The sequence below is a fragment of the Brevibacterium sp. HMSC08F02 genome, assembly GCF_001807555.1.
GTDB lineage: Bacteria > Actinomycetota > Actinomycetes > Actinomycetales > Brevibacteriaceae > Brevibacterium > Brevibacterium ravenspurgense.
The window spans coordinates 64,839-81,900 of sequence record NZ_KV789367.1; the positions used below are offsets into that span (position 1 = coordinate 64,839).

Below are 17,062 nucleotides of genomic sequence, written 5' to 3' on the forward strand. Positions count from 1 at the left end.
CGCACAGCTCTACTAGCGGTGAGACTGTGCGGTAGAGAGCGGACCGAAGGTCTGCCGTGCGGTGCGCATTGGATAGGGAGCACTCACATCCCTGCCAGGGGAACTCCCCGGCAAGCAGCCGGGTATGGGTAAAACCGGACTTTAGAACCGCTTGGCGTAACCTACCGGGCACGCTACCGCCACTTGGCCCCAGAAGTGAATAGAGTGGGGAGAGACGGACTGGCACGTGTCTTCGTTTTAGCGGTGCCGGGAACCTCAGACGAGCCCGAAGGCAGGACCCTCTCATGACCGCAACTCCCCAGCAAACGAATGGTTCAACGACGAACATCCTGAAAGTGCGTGAGGATACAGAACCTGTCGAGTTCTCCTTGGACGAATCAGGCGCGCAGCGTGACGCGGAGCCCGTACCGGGTTGGGCAGAGGAAGGCATTGATCGTCCACAACTTCGTTCCCGCATCGAACCTTGGTTGACTTCTCTCGTCCAGGCCGACCACTTGAATCTTCTCGTCGGCTCGGGGCTCACGACCGGAATGCAACACCTCGCCGAGGCAGACACCCCGAAAAGTATGGATGCAGGACAGTTCAATATCCATCAAGAAGCCATCAGCCGGGCCGCAAAAGTCTCGGCCGAAGCTGCTCGACGCGACACCCCCAACATAGAAGACGAGATACGCACAGCCAATCAACTACTACGCGGCCTTGAGATTCTTGAGGACCCTGATGCGGTGCCATTAGCAGAAGACCTAAGAAAGGTAATGACTGCTTTCTCGGCTTCAATCCTGGAGGGTGAACGAAGTCTCGCGACAGCTGGCGAAGGGAAACGCGAGCAAGCGTTCACTACTTTGGTTGCGTTCCTGATGAGTTTCGCTAGCCGTACAGGCACTCGGGATCGACTTGGTCTCTTCACTACGAACTACGACCGAGTGCTTGAAGTCGGCGCGGAGCTTGCAGGGCTTCGCCTTATAGATCGGTTCGTCGGAAACCTCTCGCCAATCTTTCGGTCGTCGCGACTCGACCTAGACCTCCACTACAATCCTCCCGGTATTCGAGGTGAGCCCCGCTTCGTCGAAGGAGTCGCACGGTTCACTAAACTTCATGGTTCCTTGGACTGGGTGGATACAGGTGCCGCCATACGCAAGGTCGGAGTGCCATTTGGGGCAGCAACGCTAGATCCTTACCTTGAAGTTCCGGGGTACACCGAAGCCGATGCCCGACGTCTAATGATCTATCCGAATGCCAGTAAGGATCGAGAGACAGCCGAGTTCCCATACGTTGAGTTATTCCGCGACTTCGCCTCGGCAGTAGCACGACCAAATGCCGTGACAGTAACCTACGGTTATAGTTTCGGGGACGAGCACATCAACCGAGTCCTCCAAGATGCGCTTACTATCCCCTCCACCCACCTCGTTGTGATCTCCTATGACGACAACCTTGGTCGAATCATGGACGCCTTTGAAACGTGGGGCCACAAGTCTCAGATGTCGCTCCTGATCGGGTCTGAACTCGCGGATCTGACAACACTGACAAAACACTACCTTCCCAAACCCTCCATTGACTTCGCGAGCCGTCGCATGGGTGAGTTGCTTCGACAGAGGCATGGGGAAAGTAATGCGACAAGCGCTAGGTCAAAGACCGACGCCGCAGAGGAGCTGTTCTCGTGAGCACTACTCCACTGGGTTTCGCAGATTCGCTGCGCGTCGGACGGGTTGAATTCGTATCACCAGACAAGATCGAAGTGATGCTGGATATCGAAGCTCCTGATGCCACGGCTCTGAACACTGGCATGGTAAGTTCGTTTCCTCGGGTGAACGAGTACATTCTTGTTCCGGGTGAAGCAGGCTTTACTGTAGGACAGATCGAGTGGATCACGGTTGAACGGTCCCCCTACCCTCAGCGAAAAGGCATGCGTGATTTCGGGCTGGTAGACGTCCCCTACCCACTTAGGAAACTCAGCCTGAGCCCCGTTGGAGTTCTTTCACTGTCTGTTTCACCTCAAGGCGATGAGACTTTCAACTTCAGTAGAGGTATCCGCTCCTTTCCTACTGTGGGAGACCCGGTCATGTTACCGACCAGCGCCCAGCTGAGAGCCGTGATTGAATCAGGCGATCGTAGACGAGTCAAGATCGGCACAAGCCCCCTGGCTGCAGGCGCTGACGTAACTGTAGACCCCGACCGGATTTTTGGCCGCCATCTTGCAGTCTTGGGAAGTACTGGAAGTGGGAAGTCATGCTCAGTAGCGGGACTGATCCGCTGGTCTCTCGAAAGCGCCAGAGCCAGCAGCGCAGGTAACAATCCAGCTGACCCCAACGCCCGTTTTATCGTTCTTGATCCGAATGGCGAGTACTCTCACACCTTCAGAGACTTAGGAGCCAAAGTTTTTTCAGTCGCTCCAGGTGATCAGGCCGCTCAACTGTCCGTGCCACTCTGGCTGTGGAACACGGATGAATGGGCTTCATTCACTCAGGCGACCCCCAAAACTCAACGGCCTGTTCTGACACACGCGCTTCGGGCTTTGCGTGACGGGCAGCTTGAAACCGAACCATCCCCTAGTCATGAGATGCGCCGCTTCTTGCGCACGGTCGCGTCGACCATTGAGATTGTGTATAAGAACGGTAGCCCATGGGCCGACTTTCCAAAACCCAAGGCGTTCCTAGAGAAGCTACAGAAGTTGCAGGGGGATTTTACTGGGGACGGCCGCTTCACTCCAGACGAATCAAAGGCACTTGAAGCGCTCTCGACATACGTGGATTCACTAGTAGACGCAAGATCAGCAAAGTACGCGCCCGCTGATTTCAGCCGAGCCGAGATCCAGGAACTCTTAGCGCGGGCTCGTTCGGCCCATAGTGCTTTCGGCGGGAGTGACAAGGATGCGCTACCCATTGATGCCGACGTGCCTCGTCCTTTCACTGGCGATCAGTTCATCCGAAGCCTGGAAGCACATGCAGAGCTGCTAGGCGTCACAGAGCATGTGGAGACGCTTCTCATGCGTGTTCGCACTTTGCTCGCAGATTCTAGGCTGCAGCCTGTCATCAGTGACCAGGAGAATGTCGGCCTTGATGAGTGGCTAAGTGAGTACATTGGCAACGCAGTCTCCCCCGGCATCACCGTTATTGACCTTTCGCTTGTGCCTACAGAAGTCGTCCATGTGGTTACGGCCGTTGTCGCACGCATGACGCTGGAAGCCCTACAACGATACAGGAAAGAAGAGGCAGGTAAGACACTTCCCACAGTTCTCGTGATGGAGGAAGCACACACCTTTATCAAGCGGTATCACTCTGACAGTGAGTCAAAGTCCGCTCAAGAAATTTGTTCGGGCACATTCGAAAAGATCGCCCGCGAGGGACGGAAGTTTGGACTGGGTCTGATCCTTTCGTCTCAGCGACCAAGCGAACTGTCCCCAACAGTCTTGTCCCAGTGCAATACGTTCTTGCTCCATCGATTGAGCAATCATAACGACCAAGATCTCGTGCAACGTCTGGTCCCTGACAATCTGCGCGCGCTCTTGCGGGATCTGCCGTCCCTGCCTTCTAGGAATGCGATTCTGCTCGGCTGGGCGTCGGAACTACCAATCGCAGTTGAAATGAGGAAGCTTGGGCCAGATCAGAGACCAAAATCAGATGACTCTGATTTCTGGGACGTATGGTCCGGCAAGAATGAGGCCGGAGAAGAGGTTGTTCGGGAGGTTGACTGGTCTGACGTCTCACGAGAATGGCAGCAGCATTCAAACGTTTCGGAGTAGTCCCAACCACCACGAACACCTACAGGCGATTCATATATCTTATGCGAACATTCTGAGTCTTACTGTGCCTGCCACGCTCAACCACTCAACCGTCACAAGTGCCTGATGTTGAAGCCGCGGTCGAAGACTATTACCGGCGCATCCAGATCCCTGAGCACACCGTCCAGGCATTGCGTAGCCTCATCACGGCGCAATTCTCACAGCTCCACGCCACCGTGAAGCAGGCACGTAACGCACACGTGCTCGAACGAGATGATCTCCAGGCGGAGCGTTCCAAACTTCTGCAACCCCACTATGCAGGAGCGGTGCCGCTTGATCTACTCAAGTCGGAGCAGGATCGCATCGGCAGACGGCTCGCGTTCCTTGAAGCTCAGATCGAAGCCGGTGACATGGAGTACGAACTGGCAAGTGCCCACCTCGATGACTGTCTCGCACTGGGCAGAGACTGCTACAAGCTGTGCATGAGCATCGATGACTCGCTGCGGCGCATCGCCAAACAGGCGTTCTTCGACAGGCTCTACCTCAGTGAGGAGGGCACCGTTATAGGTGAACCAGGGAACCGTTCAACGCGTTCTTCGACCCTGGTGTGCAGACGATAGCGGCCCGCCACGAGGGGCGGGCCGCTGAGTCGAGGTCTCAAACCGGTGATGTCGCCGTTTTGAACAACGACCTTCTGGTGAGCCACTCGCATATCCAAACCCACCCCACCCGCAAAGCCACACTCACCCCCATACCGCACCTCCACCTCGTCATCCTTCAGGACCGGCGCAGGGGGCATGCAGAATCAGCCCAGACTCCGGTAGTACGTTCTTCCAGGATCTTTTCGGCAGCGCACCACAACCAGCGCGTGGGCGCTGCCGCTGTCACTGGAAGGGAAGTTTTGACGTTCGTAGGCAGAGCCTGGCGCTACTGTGTTCGCAAGCCAGTAAAAACACTCATCATCTTTGCTGTTCTGGCCATCATGGCCACCGTGGTCATGGCCGCCAGTGCCGTCACCCGCTCAGCTGACCACGTGTCAGGCGAAATCGAAGCAAAGACTGGCCGCGGGTTCGTCCTGGAGAACAACCCCCAGCACAACCTCGGAACACCACGAGGCGCCGGCACCGTCAAACCCGCTGACATCGACAAACTCGCGGGGCTGGAGGGTGTCGAATCGCACGTGGCCCGCCAGAATGTCACCGCTGACCTCGTGGGTGCGAAAGTGCAGAAACTCGACCACGACGACTACGACAAACAACGCGAAGAACAATTCGGCAATGCCGTCAACGTGTGGGGTGTCAACAACAGCGAAATCGACAACAACTTCCGCAGCGGCACACTGAAACTCACCGAAGGCCGCCACCTGAAGTCCGATGACAAGAACAAAGCCGTCATTCACGAAGACCTCGCAAAAGCCAACAACCTCAGCGTTGGCAGCAAACTCACCCTGAAGGGCAACAAGTACGACGTCGACAACGAACGCCAGTCCACCGAAGAGGTCACAACCGAAATCGTGGGCCTCGTATCCGGCGACAACCCCCGCCCGGCAGCAACACGCAATGAGCTTTTCGCCAACACCGTGTTCACTGACCTTGAAACCACTCGCGCACTGTACAAGTTCACGCCGGACAACGAGATCTACCAGGACGCGAACTTCTTTATCAGCAAAGACGCCGACCTCGACCAGGTGACAGAAGCCGCCAAGAGCGAGGGCATCGACTGGCAGAATTACCAGATCTCGCCATCCGCCCAGTACCTTTCGGGCATCACCGGCGCTGTTGACGGCATCAAGAGCATCATGCGCAACACCACCGTTGCCGCCACCATTTTCGCCGCCGCGGTCGTCGCCCTGGTCCTGTTCCTGTGGTTGCGCGAACGCAACAGAGAAACCGGCACGCTGCTGTCCATCGGGGTGACCAAATCCAGCATCGCCGCGCAGTACTTCACCGAGATGATCCTGATCGCGGTACCGGCGTTCATCGCCGCCTACTTCGCCGCCGGCCGATTCGCCCAGTGGATGGGTGAGACCACCCTGGCCAGCGTCAACAAATCCGCCGCACAGGACATGGCCCAAGCCGGACAGTTCGGTGCCGACATGGAATCTTCCGCATCCGCCCAAACACTGGACAACCTGACAGTGGGCCTGACGTCAGGCTCGGTCATTCAGGCTGCGATTATCTGTGTTGCCGTCATCGCCATTGTCGTTGCCATCACCACGGTGCCGATGATGCGCAAGAGCCCCCGCGCGATCCTGGTGGACGCCGCATGACCAGCCCCTGGTCACGCGCAATCCGCTGCGTCACCCGCAAACCCGGCCGCACCCTGCTCATGACCCTCATCATGACCGTGGTCTTCACCGCCCTCGTCGCCCAATCCGGCGTCCGCTCCACCATGGCTGAGGTCAAAAACGCCATCAACACCAACGTCGGTGCCGGATTCACGGCAACCGGGTCGGCAGGTGAGACTGCTGACGAGGTGGAGTCCGGTTCGGCAGGTGACCCGGCACCTCGGGAGGATGGCCAGGTGACACCCGGTTCAGGTGAGACACCTGGGGCGGGCGGGAGCCCGGCTGTCCAGCCGGGCGGCACCTCGGGAGGTTCCGTTGGAATCGATCGGGAGGTGGCTGAGCGTTTGGCAGCCCTGCCCCAGGTGGCGCGGCACAGTCTTGAAGCGGCCGTCTTAGCCCGGCCCGAAGGTGCGCAGCCGGTGTTGGGCGCCAGTGGAGTTCAGCTGGACCCGCAGTTCGCAGGCGATGTCAGTGTGACCGGCACCAGCGATTCCTCGCTCAACCCGGCATTCCAGGGCAAGCTGTACCGGCTCGTCGAAGGGGAGCATGTAGGTGCGAAGGGTGGCGCGGATGGTGGTTCGCAGGCGATCATTCATCGCGAGTTCGCCGATCACAACAAGCTCGGGGTGGGGGACAGGCTCACGCTTACGCGCGATGGTGAAAAGGTCACGGTCACGATTGCCGGCATTCTCGACGGCAAAACCGACAACCCCACGGGTCTGCCATCCGGAGCATCTGAGAACCACGTTTTTGTGGATCTAGCATCTGCGCAGAGGCTCGGTGCGTCCCTGACCACGGGCCGTTATTTCATGCAGAACGCGCAGCAGCTGCCGGAAGCGCTCGAAGCTGCCAAAGGCATCGCACCGGAGCTGACGCTGGAGGACAACTCGGCACAGTTCGCCCCTGTTCTGCAGGCGATTACTGGTGTGGACCGACTGCTGGGAATCCTGCTGCTGGGCCTGTGCGTGGCCGGCGCGTGCGTGCTCACGCTGGTGAGCACTTTCTGGGCGCGCGAGCGGATTCACGAAATCGGCATCCTTTTGTCCCTGGGCAAAAGCAAAGGCAATGTGCTGTCGCAGTTCGCAATTGAAGCGGGCATTTTCGCCGGTGTCGCGGCAGTGATTGCCGCGGTTGTCGGAACGGTTCTTTCCTCCCGGTTGGGACAGGCGGTCTTCGCCCAGGTGGGTGGGGAGGCGCTGTCGTCGCTTCAGCCAAGCACCGGAGTCGGTGATGTTGTCCTGGCGTTGGTGCTGGGAGCCGTCATTGTGCTTATCGGAGTGTCCGTGGGAGTTCTGCCGCTTGTTATGCAGCGCCCCAAACGAATTCTTGCAAAACTCAGTTAGGAAACATCATGGCCATCATGCAGCTTGATCACGTCAATTTCAGCTATCCCAATTCTGCCAAGCGGGTGCTGAGCAATGTCACCTATGACTTTGAGGAGGGCACGTTCTACGCGATCGTCGGTTCGTCCGGTACGGGCAAAACCACCATGTTGAACCTGCTGGCGGGACTCGATGCACCCAGTCAGGGCACCGTCCGGTTTGACGGCGATGACATTGCCGAAACCGGGTACACCCGTCACCGCAAAGACCAGATTGCGCTGGTGTTCCAGAACTACAACCTCATCGACTATTTGACGCCTCTGGAGAACCTGCGCCTGGTCAACCCCAAGGCCAGCGTTGACGACCTCACCCGGTTGGGCATTGATGCCGCTGCTGCGAAGCGGAATGTGCTTGCGCTGTCCGGTGGTCAGCAGCAGCGAGTGGCCATTGGCCGCGCGCTGGTGTCCTCCGCACCGGTCATCTTGGCTGATGAGCCCACCGGCAACCTCGATGAGGAAACCGCCGAAGGGGTTATTGAGATCCTGCGGGACGCAGCCCATGAGCAGGGCAAATGCGTCATCGTCGTCACCCACTCGAAGCAGCTTGCACGAACCGCCGACGTCACGCTGCGCCTTGAACAGCGCAAACTGATCGAACGCAAAAAGGCCTAGACGGACGAGGTGGGTGGTGCCCGGGCGAGACAAAACAGGGGGCGGCACTTCTTGAGTGCCGCCCCCTGCCGGTTCGGTTTGCCGTTACTCAGCCAGTTCTTGCTGCTCCAACTGGCCAAGCGGGACACCTAATTCGGTTTTCCACTGCAGTTTGCCGTTGGCGGATGTGCCCATGAGGAACTTCGCATCGGGTGCGGGGGCCGGGGCTGCAGCGGCAGATGCCTTGTCGTCATCGGCCTTTTCAAAGATCCTGTACCCCAGCGACCCGATGGCGATAGTCGCATAGGCGATGAACTCCTCGAGGTCCGCCTTCTTTTCCTCCGTCACAGTGCCCGGTGACGGGTCATTGCTGTTGAGCGTGCGCACGCGGCCAGCCGCGAGTGCTCGGCTGTGGAAAGCATTCTCGAGGTACGAAATCTCTGTGGGGCCAAGCGAATCGTCCGACGTGACCAGCATGACCGCATGAGTGAAGTACTCGTTTTTCTCCTGCCGGAAATGCTCCATGACCCGGTCCCTGGCCGCTCTATTCGCGTAAGGCTTCGCCAACCATGGGGCGTTGGTTTACGACGAACGCAGGTCACTGGTGTTGTGATGTGGGCCGCTGGGCGATGACATCGAGCACCCGAGAGTGGGCGGCGATCCAGTCTGCCGCGCCGGGATTGATGTTGCGGGCGACGGTGTCGATTGCTGTCACGTAACTGGCAAGCCTGCGAACCTCCGCTTGTTGGTCAAGATCCGCGTTGATGAGGGGTTCTTGGTGGGAGGCGCGGTTACGAACGCAACGGATGAGCTCCACGTTAGTTTCGAAATCGGCTCGGCTACGGCCCGGGTAGTAGGGCATGCCTCCGTTGCGAAGGTCGGTGAGGACTTTCCACACGGTGGCTTCTAAGCGCTGGGTGAGTAGGAAGCGCCAGTTGTCGAGTGACAGGCTAGCCACAATCTGATCCGGGGTTGCTTTCAGTTTCGCGCGCTGGAGCCGTTTCTTGGCCTTATCGACGTTGTTCCGGAAACTACCGATCTGATATTTCGGCGAGTCCCACCAACACCGTATGCCAGCATCAGCGTTCAGTCGCACGTCAATGAAGTTTCGAAGTAATACCTCCACATGGCTGATGTCTTCCAAGAATGCTTTCGAGACGCGGGTATTCCACACGTACCACGCATCGACCGGCTCGATCCGGTAGCGGCTGAGCCTGGCGGATGAGAACCACTCCTGTAGCGTCTCACGGCTCACCGTAGGATCGTGGTAGGATTGACGCCGATAGGCCTCGGGAAGGTCAATGCCGCGAAACATCGGTACACCCCCGGGGTCATTGCTTTGCCCATGCCCTTCGCCGCGTGCCTGCGGGGCATCGTTGGATGGCATCATCCCGCCTCCTCCCTGTGCGCGCTCAGCCATGTTCGCGGGCAGGTGCAGCAATGAGATTCATCAACTGATTCTGCATACGAACCTCCAACGATCCTATGCTGGCCAGCACGCATACCTTTCTGTTTGGCCCCACCTCAACTCTGTTCGGCCCCACCTCAACTCGACCATTTTCGCTGGGTTGAGTTGAGTAAATCGAAAAGGTCATTGGCAACGAAACCGCGTTTGCCTTTGCCGATGCTGCGCCGATCAAGCACCCCGGTCTCGACAAGATGCTCAAGAGCATTCTGCGCCGAAGTGGAGCTTGTCCCGGTCAGCCGAGCAGCCACATCGACAGTCAGTGCCGGAAGCTTCGGCAGGACATCGAGGATTTTCCACACCGATGAATCGCTGCGCGGAATCCGCGTTCCGGTCCGCTCCGCATAGGCGGTGATGAGGGCGCGGCTATCGCGATCGAACTCATCAAGCTCATCCTTAAGGGCAGACGCCAGATCGACAGCCTCATCCGCCGCGGAAATGAAATGCCGAAGCCAGGCATTGATGCCGTCGCTGACGCTCAGTTCGCGGACTGGTTCAGCGCTCGTGGCAAGTTCGGCGCCATGTGGGATGCCGCGGAAAGCCATGAGTCCCGCGACGTATTCGTCTGACCGGGTCAGAAGAACCTGACTGATGGGCAGAACCGACCCCTCTGTCAGACCACCGCGAACAAACACCGTGTGAATGAGTGCTCGCCCAATGCGCCCATTGCCATCAGCAAACGGATGCAGCGTTTCGAACTGCGCGTGCACAAGGCCCGCCTGAATCAGGCATCCCGTCGCGGCCCCGCTCATGAACTCCACAAGATCCCCAACCGCGGGAGCCAGCGCCTGTTCAGTCGGAGGAATGAACTCCGCCTGGCCGGGGTGAATCTCACTTCCTCCCACCCAGTTCTGCCTGTCACGAATGCCCGGCGCGCTCAGGCTGGGCAACAGCTCTTTCTGCAGCTGTTCGATGTCGGCCCATGTGGTGCGCTCAGCCGTACCCAAACGTTCAACAGCGCTGGTCAGAGCGGCAATATTGTCGGCAACCTCAGCTGCTGTTGACGAATGTGCGGCAGAGCTTCCCAAGGATAATGCTTATCCTTGGACGAATCGTCGGATTGCTCAAGGATAAGCATTATCCTTCGGCGGTTTCCGTATTTGGCTAAGGCTACGGGCGAGCCTTGACTGGGCTCGGCTCCAGCGCACATTCCAACCGGTCGCTCGGCGCTTACCTGGGCATCCGCCTCGGCGACCGGCACCTCGACGACCGGCAGCCCGCCTCGGCGACCGGCACCTCGGCGACCCGCGCTCGCCCCAGTTTGAACAGGGAACGTCTTAGCTACGATGAGGGGCGTTGCCGTCCGGCAAGCCGTAGTCAAGGAGCACCATGATTCGTCGTCAGGCCCTGCGCGCCACCGCGGCCGTCGTCTTTGCCAGTTCGCTCGTTCTCACCGGGTGTGGAGGGTCCGGGGGCTCTGGCGATTCGGCCAACCCAGACAAGAGTGAGCCCAAGCTCGAATGGGGTTCCTGGCAGAGGCTCGATGCGGCGGCAACTGTCTTCGCTTCGAGTGATAACTTCGCGGTGCTCTATGACGGTGTCGCGCAGAAAATGCGCGCTTTCGACGGTGACGGCAAAGAGCTGTGGTCTAAACCAGCAGCCATCCCACCCACCGATGCCGGAATCACCGGCCCAGAGTCCTACATCAAGGGCGACACTTTCATCTACCAAGACCCACAAACCGGCAAAATCCACGGTCTCAACACGGCAGATGGTGAAGAACAGTGGACCTTCGACCCCGGTTCGCTGGGCAAATGCTCCGCCAAGGCGTACTGGCTTCTTGACGACAAACCCGTCACAGATTCCGACACGATCGTCCTTGCGCTCCAAGGACTTGGCCAGGACGCACAGCAGGTCGCCGCTTGCTCAGGTGAGTCACCGGCAGTCGTGGGCTTGCAGTCGCCAGATGGCACCTCGGGCGCTCAAGAGATCAAACCCAAGTGGCAGTCGCCCGCACTGCCCAAGGGCAGCCAGGTCAGCATGCCGACCGTCGACCCCAGCGGCCAATACCTGACGCATGTGGGCTCGGCACCTGACAAGCGAGTCCTGCAGAGGACCTCCCTGAAAGACGGCAAAGCCCAGGCGGCCGTTGTGACCAGGCTCGATGGCGGGGACACCAACCCCGATGCCATTGGCAACATCTACCGACTGTCCGCCGTTGACGCTGACAACTACGCGCTGGAGCGGGAAACCCCCGACCTGTCGACAACATCTGACATCTACACCGTCAAGGAATGGTCGGACGTCGATGATGCAAAGGACCCCGCCGTCACAATCAACACCGATGCCGATGGCGCCGACTGCATTGCCGGCGGCATGCGCGAACTCGGCGGTAAGAAGTACTGCTACTCCGCAACGGAAGAGGGCGCGGTCTTCGCAGAAGTCGGTGACAACCTCACCGGCGGCAAACTCGAAGGCGTGCAGCGCAAACCCGTGAGCGACGAATTCTCGCAGGGTCTGGCCGGCGCCGGACTGCCGTACGAAACGCCCGCCGGCATCACGAAGGACGGGAAGCTGTACGGGCTCGTGCCCAGCCCTGACAACACACTCGATGCGGTCTCCATGACCGATGGTGAGGTTCTCTGGTCAGCCCCCGCCGAGGCGGAAGCAAGTTCCGCTGCCCGCGACGCCGGGTACTTGGCGGGTGCGGACGCTGTTGTTTTCGCCCAGGATGATTCAGCTGTAGCCGTTGACGCCAGCACGGGTGAAGAACTGTGGCGCGAAGGCGTTGGCGCCGGTGAAGGTTCTGCTGGCGAGCTGCGACTGGGATGGCTGTCGATGACCGATTCAGCTGTGGCGCTGAAGATCGATGGTGGCGACAAACCGAACGGGCAGACGAAGTTCCGTGTGCTGAGGTCTGAGGAAGGGTGAGGCGCTCAGGTGCGGTGGGTCGAATGACGCGGCCGTGGGACCGGGGTGGTTTGGCCCCTTGGAGTCAGGCTACTGAAGGCTAGTTCTCTGACCTGAAATGCCGGTGGGGTATGCAGAAGTGCATACCCCACCGGCATTTTCTGTTGGACGTTTGGGCGGATGCGAGCCCGGTGTGTTGCTGGCTCCGTCAACGGGCCTTGTTGTCCTGTTTACTTGTCTGTCACTTTGGGTGTTTAATTTACCGAAAGCAACAGGGTCTACCCGCGTAGAATAGGAGCGCCAGATGGCCGAAAACCTCGCAGCTGATGCAGAGCTGAAGTCCAAAGAAGGGAGATCGAATTTCATAACCGCTGTCGTTTCTTCCTGGTTGGGAACGACGATGGAGTACGTTGACTTTGCGCTTTACGGCCTTGCGACTGCTTTGGTGTTCAACACCCTGTTCTTCCCCTCGGAGTCGCCGGCAGTGTCCCTGCTCGCGGGCTTCTCCACCTACGCGGTCGGTTTCTTCGCGCGGCCGTTGGGGGCGATTTTCTTCGGCCGCCTGGGTGACAAGAAGGGGCGGAAAGTCGTCCTGGTCGTGACCGTTGCGCTCATGGGCGGGGCCACTACCGCTATCGGCTTGCTGCCGACGTATGAGCAGATTGGTCTTGGCGCACCGCTTCTTCTCTTGTTGATGCGCGTCCTTCAAGGCTTTGGTGCTGGCGCTGAGCTGTCGGGCGCGGCGATCGTGCTGACTGAGTACGCCCCCGCGAAGAAGCGCGGGCTTGTTGCGTCGATTGTTGCCATTGGCTCGAACAGCGGTACGCTCCTCGCTTCAGGCGCTTGGCTCCTTGTAGTCCAGATGCCAGATGAAGCGCTTTACTCCTGGGGCTGGCGAATTCCATTCCTAGCCTCGATTCTCGTTGCTCTTGGTGCACTTCTGATTCGCCGCACTATGAAAGAAACTCCGGTTTTCGCTCAGCACAAGGAAGAGCTCGAACAGCGTACGCAGAAGGTTCAGTCGGTTGCCGAGGAAGGCAGCTTTTGGCAGCGGAACCGCGCTTTCTTCGTCATGCTCGGTCTTCGCATCGGTGAAAATGGGCCGTCATACATGGCGCAGGGATTCCTTGTCGGCTATGTCGCCAACATCCTTCTGATCGACAAATCTGTTTCAACGACGGCGGTGCTCATCGCTTCATTCCTCGGATTCGCCGTTATTCCGCTGTCAGGGTACCTATCCGATAAGTTCGGCCGTCGCATCGTGTACCGCTGGTTCTGCTTCGCACTCGTTTTGATGGCAGTCCCCGTCTTTTGGATCCTTGAACTTCGCGATCCCGTGGTGACCGTTATCGTCATTGTTGTTGCTATGTGCGTAGCCTCGTTGGGAATCTTTGGTGTGCAGGCTGCCTATGGCGTGGAACTGTTCGGCGCAAAGAACCGCTTTACCAAGATGGCGGTCGCGAAGGAACTGGGATCAATTCTGTCCGGCGGTACCGCCCCGGCAGTCGCGTCTGCTCTCTTGGCCATGGCTGGAGCTTGGTGGCCGCTCGCCATTTACTGGATGGTGATGGCCGGAATCGGTCTGGCTACGACTTTCGTGGCGCCGGAAACGCGCGGACGCGACCTCAACGATATTCGAGACGCAGTCTGAGTCTGTTAGCTATTGTTGGTGCCCATGCTGGGAAGCTGGGATTGCGAGGCCGAGTATGCATGACCGTGGGGGAAGAGTCACCCGCAAAGACGTGGCCCGTGTTGCGGGAACTTCCGTCGCTGTCGTCAGCTACGTAGTCAACAACGGCCCGCGCCCAGTTTCCAAAGCGCTGCGAGAACGCGTCATCGAAGCCATTAAGGAAACCGGCTATCGCCCCAATGGGGTGGCCAAAGCCTTGGCTTTGGGTACGACGGGCACAATTGGACTGCTTGTTCCCAACATCAAGAATCCGTACTTGTCTGAGCTGGCACACGCGGTGGGCAACGCGGCGCGGCAGCGGGGCTTGAACATTCTGCTGGGCGATTCTGCCGATGATCGCCAGCAGGAAGCCAGCCTTTTGGAAAACTTTGTTCTGAACCGGGTGGAGGGTCTTCTTTTCTACGGTGTCGATGGGTGCCCTCCGGAACTGGAGAAGTTAAGAGACACAACCCGCGTGCTGGTCTTTGACTCTTGGGATAGCCCGTCCTTCGCGCACTGCATGCGGTTGGATGAGGGTGCGGCGGCGTTCAAAGCGGTTGATCACCTTGCCGAACACGGTCGGCAAAGAATAGCGATGATCACCGGACCGCTTGACCAGCGCAATTCGCGAATTCGCATGCAGGGGTGGGCCGAAGCGCTCCGGGCCCGAGGGCTGCAGGAAGACTCAAACTTGTTGCAAAGTGCGCCTTATAGCCGTTCAGGTGGATATCAGGCGGGAGAAAAGCTGATTGAGTCTGCTGTGGATTTCGACGGGCTGTTTGCGGCAAACGAATCCCAGGCTGTTGGATTCCTTGCGGCGTGCTCTGAGGCTGGCGTTTCTGTGCCGAAAGATGTCGCAGTCGCAGCTTTAAACGGAACCTCGATGGGTTCATTCACGATCCCCTCTTTAACGACGTTTGAGCAGCGCGTTGCGGACAACGCGGAGAGCGCAGTCGAGTGTCTGCTCCAAGCGAAAGAGCCGCAGCTTCTGGCAGCCCAAGGGGACCTGATTCGGCGGTCTTCTTGCGGTTGCGAGAGCAGTTACGTGTAGCGGACATGATGGAACGGGAGAACAGTTCTTTGCGTTTGGTGATTGATACCGATCCCGGAAATGGGATTCCCGGTGCGAATACCGATGACGGAATCGCCATCGCTCTCGCTGCGTATTCGCAGTTGGTTGACCTCGTCGGGGTTTCGACTGTCAGTGGTAATACTTCCCGTGAAGAAGGCGCAGCGGCTGCATCATGGCTGCTGAAAGAACTCGCGGTGGACGCTCCGGTTGTGTGTGGGGAGCCCTATGTGAACGCGCGGCGAGTGCGCGAATGGGTAGAGGAAGCACAGCGTAAGCGAACCGGGGAACTCGCTCAGAAGCTGTGGGGGCCTGCACCGTTCGCCGTGAGTTCAGCGGATGCTTTCAACGAAGGGGCCGTCGATTGGCTAGCGCAGACGGTTTTGGCTGACCCTGGAGAAATTACGATTGCAGCGATTGGGCCGCTGTCCAATATTGCATTGATGCTGCGGAAGTATCCTGAAACAGCTGATGCCGTCCGAAGAATTGTCGTAATGGGCGGGGCCTTTGACGCAGATCGGTTCCCGGTTGATACCAACTTTTTCTTGGATCCGGAAGCCGCGGCTGCCGTGATTGCCAGCGGAGCGCCGATGACGCTCGTCCCGATGGATGTCACGACGACAACCATGCTTACGCACGACGACCTTGATGCTTTCGAACGTTTAGACAACTCCCTCACGCGGGCTTTAGTGCCCACGCTGCGCCCGTGGGTCAGCTTCTCATCTGAAACCCGAAACATTCCGGGAATGTGGGTACATGATGCACTGACGGTTGCAATGCTGATTGATCCGACGCTCGTCAGTTCGGAGCACGCAGAGGTCGGGGTTGTCGTCAGCGACGATCGGGAAAGCGGCCGAACCGTGCGTCTAGATGGCGAAACGCCGCAACCCCTCAGCGAATACGCGAGTATTCACCAAGGGGTTGTCGAGCTCGTGACCTCAGTAGATAACAGTCGGCTTTTAGCTCTTCTGCGGGAGAGCTTTCAGCGGCGGTTCTGAAGTTCCGCGCGAATGTCCTTGAGGATTCGGCACAAGCGCTGCAGCAGCTGGGCTACAACACCGAGACCGCCGACGACGACTGCTGAGCCCCACAGGGGAGCAGCCTGCAGGGGTTCGCTGGCTTCGCTGCTGATGACAAGTGCGATGACAACCATGAGTGCAGCAAGGATGTACAGGATGAATGCGAACATCGGTCGTCTGCTTTCGTGGTCGTATGCGACCAGGCGCGGTGCGGCGTCGATGTTGCCGTTGATGTGTGCGGCGTCAGGGGTGCCGTGCGACGAGTGCGAAGCCGATTCAGACAAAGCGGACCATTCTTTCTTATTCTGCCGAGGTGGCTGCCGGGACGAGAGTCGGGGAGCCCGTCGGGAATTACAGTGCCCAGCATGCAGGTGAGCGCTGTGTTGTTTGAGCGGGCTCATTGTACTCGAGCCCCGTCATGCCGGGCTTCGTTGGGCCTTGTCAGCGCGGGTGGGAGTGCATCGTTGCTGCGCCGGAGCGGCCAGCCCAGCCAGCTCAACTTGCCCACCTCGGGCGGCGCGGGCGCAGCCTGGCCCGACCTCCGCCTCGTCCGTTTACTCGCGCGTTCTCACGCAGTAGTGCAGATTTGCGGTTTAATGCAGCGCATTTGCGCGTGAGGTTGCATTAAAGCGTGAGGCTGGGCTTGTTGGGGTGGGTTCGCTACTGGTTTCCGCCTCGTTCGTTCGGTGGACAGTAGGCTCTACAGGCGCTGCCGACCTCCGCCTCGGCTGTTTGCTGGCGCGTTCTCACGCAGTAGTGCAGATTTGCGGTTTAATGCAGCGCATTAGCGCGTGAGGTTGCATTAAAGCGTGAATCTGGGGTGGCCGGAAGCCGCCGAGGTGTCTGGGGTGGTCGGAGGCCGCCGAGGTGCCTGGAGCGCTGATGCTGCATCCCACAAGTTGGGTCGATTCTTGTGTTTCAGCACACATGCGGTAGCGTGACTGCGGCCACTTTCACCAGGTGAAATACCAGTTTCAGACCATCCTGCTGCACACATGGACACACACAGAGAG

The 17,062-nt window shown here is 58.9% G+C and carries 14 protein-coding genes; 10 read left to right on the forward strand and 4 right to left on the reverse strand.

All coding sequences use genetic code 11. The annotated features are described in order from the left end of the window. Positions 1-284: 284 nt before the first annotated feature. The 6 genes from HMPREF3172_RS09715 to HMPREF3172_RS09740 all read left to right on the forward strand — a co-directional run bounded on the left by HMPREF3172_RS09715 (position 285) and on the right by HMPREF3172_RS09740 (position 7,998). Complete coding sequence (locus tag HMPREF3172_RS09715; RefSeq protein ID WP_070517139.1) at positions 285-1,661, forward strand: SIR2 family protein; 1,377 nt, start codon at positions 285-287, stop codon at positions 1,659-1,661. Continuing rightward, complete coding sequence (locus tag HMPREF3172_RS09720; RefSeq protein WP_070517142.1) at positions 1,658-3,739, forward strand: ATP-binding protein; 2,082 nt, start codon at positions 1,658-1,660, stop codon at positions 3,737-3,739. The genes HMPREF3172_RS09715 and HMPREF3172_RS09720 overlap by 4 nt, the downstream gene beginning before the upstream one ends. 98 nt (positions 3,740-3,837) lie before the next feature. Beyond that, positions 3,838-4,338, forward strand: coding sequence for a hypothetical protein (locus HMPREF3172_RS09725; protein ID WP_070517144.1), 501 nt, complete (start codon positions 3,838-3,840; stop codon positions 4,336-4,338). A 281-nt stretch (positions 4,339-4,619) separates the two neighbouring features. Beyond that, positions 4,620-5,987 (forward strand): ABC transporter permease, encoded by a 1,368-nt coding sequence (locus HMPREF3172_RS09730; RefSeq protein WP_070517145.1) that lies wholly within the window; start codon positions 4,620-4,622, stop codon positions 5,985-5,987. Beyond that, positions 5,984-7,348, forward strand: a complete 1,365-nt coding sequence (locus HMPREF3172_RS09735; protein ID WP_070517147.1) for an ABC transporter permease — start codon at positions 5,984-5,986, stop codon at positions 7,346-7,348. The genes HMPREF3172_RS09730 and HMPREF3172_RS09735 overlap by 4 nt, the downstream gene beginning before the upstream one ends. 8 nt (positions 7,349-7,356) lie before the next feature. Next, on the forward strand, positions 7,357-7,998 hold the full coding sequence (locus HMPREF3172_RS09740) for an ABC transporter ATP-binding protein (RefSeq protein ID WP_070517149.1): 642 nt from the start codon (positions 7,357-7,359) through the stop codon (positions 7,996-7,998). A gap of 84 nt (positions 7,999-8,082) precedes the next feature. Here the strand turns inward: HMPREF3172_RS09740 and HMPREF3172_RS09745 are convergent, their stop codons facing one another. The 3 genes from HMPREF3172_RS09745 to HMPREF3172_RS09755 form a co-directional block, all read right to left on the reverse strand. Continuing rightward, positions 8,083-8,502 (reverse strand): GIY-YIG nuclease family protein, encoded by a 420-nt coding sequence (locus HMPREF3172_RS09745; protein ID WP_141741631.1) that lies wholly within the window; start codon positions 8,500-8,502, stop codon positions 8,083-8,085. 73 nt (positions 8,503-8,575) lie between these two features. Beyond that, positions 8,576-9,367, reverse strand: a complete 792-nt coding sequence (locus HMPREF3172_RS09750; RefSeq protein WP_070517153.1) for a hypothetical protein — start codon at positions 9,365-9,367, stop codon at positions 8,576-8,578. A 155-nt stretch (positions 9,368-9,522) separates the two neighbouring features. After that, a complete protein-coding gene (locus HMPREF3172_RS09755) occupies positions 9,523-10,470 on the reverse strand; it encodes a Fic family protein (RefSeq protein WP_070517155.1) in 948 nt (315 codons plus the stop codon). 301 nt (positions 10,471-10,771) lie between these two features. Between HMPREF3172_RS09755 and HMPREF3172_RS09760 the strand changes: the two genes are divergently transcribed. From HMPREF3172_RS09760 to HMPREF3172_RS09775, 4 genes are all read left to right on the forward strand, one after another. After that, positions 10,772-12,313, forward strand: a complete 1,542-nt coding sequence (locus HMPREF3172_RS09760) for an outer membrane protein assembly factor BamB family protein (RefSeq protein ID WP_070517157.1) — start codon at positions 10,772-10,774, stop codon at positions 12,311-12,313. A 283-nt stretch (positions 12,314-12,596) separates the two neighbouring features. After that, positions 12,597-13,943 (forward strand): MFS transporter, encoded by a 1,347-nt coding sequence (locus tag HMPREF3172_RS09765; protein WP_070428238.1) that lies wholly within the window; start codon positions 12,597-12,599, stop codon positions 13,941-13,943. A gap of 91 nt (positions 13,944-14,034) precedes the next feature. Further along, positions 14,035-15,012 (forward strand): LacI family DNA-binding transcriptional regulator, encoded by a 978-nt coding sequence (locus tag HMPREF3172_RS09770; RefSeq protein ID WP_176746149.1) that lies wholly within the window; start codon positions 14,035-14,037, stop codon positions 15,010-15,012. Positions 15,013-15,020: 8 nt separating this feature from the next. After that, complete coding sequence (locus HMPREF3172_RS09775; RefSeq protein ID WP_176746150.1) at positions 15,021-16,028, forward strand: nucleoside hydrolase; 1,008 nt, start codon at positions 15,021-15,023, stop codon at positions 16,026-16,028. Here the strand turns inward: HMPREF3172_RS09775 and HMPREF3172_RS09780 are convergent. After that, positions 16,013-16,333: a hypothetical protein gene (locus tag HMPREF3172_RS09780; protein WP_070517163.1), complete on the reverse strand. Its 321-nt coding sequence runs from the start codon at positions 16,331-16,333 to the stop codon at positions 16,013-16,015. The genes HMPREF3172_RS09775 and HMPREF3172_RS09780 overlap by 16 nt on opposite strands. Positions 16,334-17,062: the final 729 nt, after the last annotated feature.